Source organism: Achromobacter sp. DMS1, from assembly GCF_001270295.1.
The window spans coordinates 1-5,563 of sequence record NZ_LHSJ01000259.1 but is presented as its reverse complement, the minus strand read 5'-3'; the positions used below and the strand labels follow the sequence as shown (position 1 = coordinate 5,563).

At 68.7% G+C, this 5,563-nt stretch carries 6 protein-coding genes; 1 reads left to right on the top strand and 5 read right to left on the bottom strand.

From position 1 onward, the window contains the following. The 5 genes from AD428_RS21765 to cadR form a co-directional block, all read right to left on the bottom strand. The coding region (locus AD428_RS21765; RefSeq protein WP_304438963.1) for a biotin/lipoyl-containing protein at positions 1-300 on the bottom strand (300 nt) is incomplete at its 3' end. 1 nt (position 301) lies between these two features. Then, positions 302-1,345: an alpha-ketoacid dehydrogenase subunit beta gene (locus tag AD428_RS21760; RefSeq protein ID WP_053246559.1), complete on the bottom strand. Its 1,044-nt coding sequence runs from the start codon at positions 1,343-1,345 to the stop codon at positions 302-304. A 2-nt stretch (positions 1,346-1,347) separates the two neighbouring features. Beyond that, positions 1,348-2,580 (bottom strand): 3-methyl-2-oxobutanoate dehydrogenase (2-methylpropanoyl-transferring) subunit alpha, encoded by a 1,233-nt coding sequence (locus AD428_RS21755; protein ID WP_053246558.1) that lies wholly within the window; start codon positions 2,578-2,580, stop codon positions 1,348-1,350. A gap of 198 nt (positions 2,581-2,778) precedes the next feature. After that, the gene (locus AD428_RS21750; RefSeq protein ID WP_053246560.1) at positions 2,779-3,372 is read right to left on the bottom strand and encodes a nitroreductase family protein; all 594 of its coding nucleotides are present in this window, start codon (positions 3,370-3,372) and stop codon (positions 2,779-2,781) included. A gap of 114 nt (positions 3,373-3,486) precedes the next feature. Further along, on the bottom strand, positions 3,487-3,921 hold the full coding sequence (cadR, locus tag AD428_RS21745; RefSeq protein ID WP_053246557.1) for a Cd(II)/Pb(II)-responsive transcriptional regulator: 435 nt from the start codon (positions 3,919-3,921) through the stop codon (positions 3,487-3,489). 100 nt (positions 3,922-4,021) lie between these two features. Here cadR and AD428_RS21740 point away from each other — a divergent pair. Continuing rightward, the coding region (locus AD428_RS21740) for a heavy metal translocating P-type ATPase (RefSeq protein WP_152968190.1) at positions 4,022-5,563 on the top strand (1,542 nt) is incomplete at its 3' end.

Genomic DNA, 5,563 nt, shown 5'->3' with positions numbered 1-5,563 from the left:
CGCCTTGGGATGCGCGGGTGCGGCTGCCGGCGCGGCGCCCGGCTTCTCGTTGCCCTCGCCTTCCACCTCCAGCCGGATCAGCTCGCTGCCCACGGTCATCACCTGGCCGACTTCGCCGCCCAGCGACACTACCTTGCCCACCACGGGCGAGGGAATCTCCACCGTGGCCTTGTCGGTCATGACGTCGGCCAGCGGCTGGTCTTCGGCGACCTCGTCGCCCACCTTGACGTGCCAGCCCACCAGTTCGACCTCGGCAATGCCTTCGCCGATGTCGGGCATCTTGATGACATGAATCCCCATCTCACACCTCCATCGTGCGTTTGAACGCTTCGCCGACCCGGCGCGGGCCGGGGAAGTACGCCCATTCCTGCGCGTGCGGATACGGGGTGTCCCACCCCGTCACGCGTTCCACGGGCGCCTCCAGGTGATGGAAGCAATGTTCCTGGACCAGGGCCACCAGCTCGGCGCCGAAGCCGCAGGTGCGCGTGGCCTCGTGCACCACCACGCAGCGGCCGGTCTTCCTGACCGAGTTCACGATGGTTTCCAGGTCCAGCGGCCACAGGCTGCGCAGGTCGATGATCTCGGCGTCGATGCCGGTTTCCTCGGCGGCCGTCGCCGAGACGTGCACGGTGGTGCCGTAGGTGAGCACGGTGAGCGCCGAGCCCGGCCGCACGATGGCGGCGCTTTCCAGGGGCACGGTGTAGTAGCCCGTGGGCACCATGCTGCCCGGCCGCCCGGTCCAGGGCGTGACGGGCCGGTCGTGGTGGCCGTCGAAGGGACCGTTGTACAGGCGCTTGGGCTCCAGGAAGATCACCGGATCGTCGTTCTCGATGGCGGCGATGAGCAGGCCCTTGGCGTCGTAGGGGTTGGACGGCATCACGGTGCGCAGGCCGCAGACCTGCGTGAACATGGCCTCGGGACTCTGGCTGTGCGTCTGCCCGCCATAAATGCCGCCGCCGCAAGGCATGCGGATGGTCATGGGCGCGACGAACTCGCCCACCGAGCGGTAGCGCAGGCGCGCGGCCTCCGACACGATCTGGTCGGAGGCCGGATAGAAGTAGTCGGCGAACTGGATTTCGCACACGGGACGCAGGCCGTAGGCGCCCATGCCCACCGCCACGCCCACGATGCCGCCCTCGGAAATGGGCGTGTCGAACACGCGCGAGGCGCCGTACTTGGCCTGCAACCCTTCGGTGCAGCGGAACACCCCGCCGAAATAGCCCACGTCCTGGCCGAACACCACCACGTTGCCGTCGCGCTCCAGCATGACATCCATGGCCGAGCGCAAAGCCTGGATCATGGTCATCGACACGGAGGCCGGACCAGCGTTGTTATCGATAGCCATGATCACACTCCGAGCTGCTGGCGCTGCCGGCGCAGGTGCTCCGGCATGTCCTTGTACACGTCTTCGAACATGCTGGCGGCGCTGGGCACGTGGCCGTCGACCAGCGTGCCGTAGCTTTCCGCTTCCTTCTGGGCGGCCTGGATCTCGGCCTCGAGCTCGGCGCGCAGCGCCTCGTGCTGCTCGTCGGACCAGATGCCGCGCACGATCAGGTGCTTCTTGAAGCGCGCGATCGGGTCGCCCAGGGGGAAGTGGCTCCAGTCGTCGCCCGGCCGGTACTTGGAGGGGTCGTCGGACGTGGAGTGCGGGCCGGCGCGGTATGTGACCCACTCGATGAGCGTGGGGCCCAGGTTGCGGCGGGCGCGCTCGGCGGCCCACCGCGAAGCCGCATACACGGCCAGGAAGTCGTTGCCGTCCACCCGCAGCGAGGCGATGCCGCAGCCCACGCCGCGCCCGGCGAAGGTGGCGCCCTCGCCGCCCGCGATGGCCTGGAACGTCGAAATGGCCCACTGGTTGTTGACCACGTTCAGGATGACGGGCGCGCGATACACGTGCGCAAAGGTGAGCGCGGTATGGAAATCGGCCTCGGCCGTGGCGCCGTCGCCGATCCAGCCCGAGGCGATGCGGGTGTCGCCCTTGATGGCCGAGGCCATGCCCCAGCCCACGGCCTGGATGAACTGCGTGGCCAGGTTGCCCGAGATGGAGAAAAAGCCCGCCTCGCGGTCGGAATACATGACCGGCAACTGCCTGCCCTTGAGCGGATCGCGCTCGTTGGACATGAGCTGGCACATCATGGTGACGAGCGACACGTCGCGCGCGAGCAGGATGCTCTGCTGGCGGTAGGTCGGAAAACACATGTCGCCGCGTTCCAGCGCCATGGCATGCGCCGAGCCGATGGCTTCCTCGCCCAGGCTCTGCATGTAGAAGGAAATCTTTTTCTTGCGCTGGGCGGTCAGCATGCGCGCATCGAAAATGCGCGTCTTGAGCATGGCGCGCATGCCCGCGCGCAACTGGTCGTCGCTCAGCTCCGGCGCCCAGGGCCCCACCGCGCGGCCGTCGTCGTCGGTCACGCGCACCAGGCTGTAGGCCAGGCCCAGCGTATCGACCGCCGCGACATCAATAGGGGGTTTGGGCACCTCGCCGGCCGGCGAGACCTGCAGATAGGAAAAATCCGTCTTGCAACCCGGACGCCCGGTGGGCTCGGGGACGTGCAGCTTCAGCGGCCCGTATTGGCTCATGTATTGTCTCCACGCTTGATCGTGTCATGCGTCTTTCTTCTGTACAAGGCGCCGCGCGGAGGGATGGCCCGCGCGCCGCCGTCGCCGTCCGCGCATAAGGGATAAGCCATGCGCGGACCCGAGGAGATTAGCACAGGGGAGCGTCCCCGCACATCGCGCCCATGGCGGTGCGGGATGTGCCGGGCCGGGGCTGTCCGCTTATTTCGGGCCGGTCCATTCCGTGACGTAATCGCGGAAGTCCGGACGCTCGACCTGAGGCACGGCGCAGGCGGGCGTGCCCACGGCCAGAAAACCCAGGAAGCGGTAGTCCAGCGGGTCCAGCCCCAGGGCCTCCTGCACCGCCTCCACATATGTGCCCATGCCCGTGCTCCAGAATGCGCCATAGCCCAGCATGTGCACCGCGTTCAACAGGTTCATCGCGGCCGCGCCCGTGGCCAGCAACTGCTCCTGCTCGGGAATCTTGGTGTTGTCGTGGGCGATCTTCTGCGCCACGCCGATGAACAGCGGCACCGCCGCCATCCATTCGCGCACGGCCTTTTCCTTTTCCGGCGTCATGCGCGGATCGCCGCTTTCCTTCACGGCGGCCAGCGCCAGGTCCGCCAGCTTGCCGATGGCTTCGCCGCGGATCAGCACGAAGCGCCACGGACGCAGCTTGCCGTGGTCCGGGGCCGACATGGCGGTCTGCAGGATCTGGTCGAGCTCTTCGGGCTTGGGCGCGGGCGCGCGCAGGAACTTGACCGAACGGCGGGAAGCAAGGGCGTGCAGGGGCGTGACGGCAGTGGAGGAAGTCATGGGCAGGTGGGTGCGCAAACGTCGTAAATGGTAAAGAAACAGATTCTCATGATACGCCACGGCGCCGCCGCGGCCGGGCATCTCCACGCCCCGGCCGCGGTTATCGGCCGCGGGTCAGCCCAGGTGCGTGTGGCGCTCCTGGCGCTCTTCGACCTGCATCTCGGACAGGCCATGCAGAATGCCGCAGTCTTCGGCGTCGGGCCGCGCGCGCAGGCAGCGCTGCCGGATTTCCATCAGCTGCGTCTTGAGGTGGGTCAGCTCGGCGATGCGCTCGTCCACGTGCGCGATATGTTCGTCGAACAGCTCGTTGATGGGGCCGCAGCCGCTCTGGTGGTCGTCGGCCAGCGACAAAATGGCGCGGATTTCGTCCTGCGTCATGTCCAGCGCCCGGCAGTTGCGGATCAGCCGCAGGCGGTCCAGATGGGCCTGCCCGTAGCTGCGGTAATTGTTCAGGCTGCGCTGCGGCGCAGGCAGCAGCCCCTCTTTCTCGTAGTACCTGACCGTCTCGACCGTGGTGCCGGCCGCCGAAGCCAATTCGCCAATTCTCATCGCTGCCTCCCGGGCCGGGCCCGCTGGGATCGTTACTTGACCCTATAGTAACTCCAAGGTGTGCAATAGCGTCGTCCAGCTTATCGGAGCCTCATACGCCATGTCCTTACCCCCGGTCAAATCCCCTGCAGATCACCCCGACGGCGACGCCCTGCGCTGCGCGGGCCATGGCTGCCGCCACGGCCATGGCGCTGCTCCCGACCATGGGCACGACCATAGACACGGCGGCGGACACGACGGCCACGGCCATCCTGCCCACGACCATGCCCCCGCCGGGGCCGGATCCCCCTCGCCCGGGCTGACCGCGGGCCCCGGACAGGCCGTCGCCCGGCTGCGCATCGGCCAGATGGACTGCCCCACCGAAGAAACCCTCATCCGCAAGAAGCTCAACGGCCTGGAGGGGGTGCACGCGCTGGATTTCAACCTCATGCAGCGCGTGCTCACCGTGGTGCATGCCGAAGGGGCGCTGGACCGCATCATGGCGGCCATCCACGCCCTGGGCATGACGCCCGAGCCGCTGGCCCGCGAGGCCGGCCGCGCGCCCGCCCCCGCGCGATCCCGCTCGCGCGCGCAGCTCTGGACCATGGGCGCGGCGGGCGTGCTGGCCGCGCTTTCCGAGGCGGTCCATTTCGCCGGCCTGCCCCTGGCGCTGTCGGCCGTGCTCGCCGTGGCCGCCATCCTGACCTGCGGCCTGGACACTTACCGCAAGGGCTGGATCGCCGTGCGCAACGGCAATCTCAACATCAACGCGCTCATGAGCATCGCCGTCACGGGCGCGGCGCTTATCGGGCAGTGGCCGGAAGCGGCCATGGTGATGTTCCTGTTCAATGTCGCCGAGCTCATCGAGGCCCGTTCGCTGGACCGCGCCCGCAACGCCGTGCGCGGACTGCTCGACCTGGCGCCCGAGAAAGCCACCGTGCGCCAGGCCGACGGCCAATGGCACGAGACGCTGGCCGCAGCGCTACGGCCGGGCGACATCGTGCGCGTGAGGCCCGGCGAGCGCATCGCGGCCGACGGCGTCATCGTGGACGGCCGCTCCGCGCTCGACCAGTCGCCCATCACCGGCGAGAGCCTGCCAGTGGAAAAAACCCGGGACGATCCGGTATACGCCGCCACGGTCAACACTTATGGCTCCTTCGAATACCGGGTCACGGCCGCCGCCGGCGACACCACCCTGGCCCGCATCATCCACGCGGTGGAGCAGGCCCAGGGCGCGCGGGCGCCCACGCAGCGCTTCATCGACCGCTTCTCGCGGATATACACCCCGGCAGTAGTGGCCATCGCGCTGCTCGTCGCCGTGCTGCCGCCGCTGGCGCTGGGCCAGGCCTGGCACGAAGCCATCTACCGGGCCCTGGCCCTGCTCATCATCGCCTGCCCCTGCGCGCTGGTGATATCCACCCCGGTCAGCATCGTCAGCGGCCTCACCGCCGCCTCGCGGCGCGGCATCCTCGTCAAGGGCGGCGTGTATCTGGAAACCGGCCGCCACCTGAAATGGCTGGCGCTCGACAAGACCGGCACGCTCACGCACGGCAAGCCCGTACAGACCGACATGCGGGAATGGAACGCCGCGCCGACCGGCGCGGCGCCGGCGGCGCAGATCGCGGCCAGCCTCGCGGGCCCAGCGCCCGCGCGGCCCGCGAAC

What these genes read in the sequence shown, in the direction of transcription:
- AD428_RS21760 (WP_053246559.1), bottom strand. Translation starts at nt 1,345, where the DNA reads ATGGCTATCGATAACAACGCTGGTCCGGCCTCCGTGTCGATGACCATG.
- AD428_RS21755 (WP_053246558.1), bottom strand. Translation starts at nt 2,580, where the DNA reads ATGAGCCAATACGGGCCGCTGAAGCTGCACGTCCCCGAGCCCACCGGG.
- AD428_RS21750 (WP_053246560.1), bottom strand. Translation starts at nt 3,372, where the DNA reads ATGACTTCCTCCACTGCCGTCACGCCCCTGCACGCCCTTGCTTCCCGC.
- cadR (WP_053246557.1), bottom strand. Translation starts at nt 3,921, where the DNA reads ATGAGAATTGGCGAATTGGCTTCGGCGGCCGGCACCACGGTCGAGACG.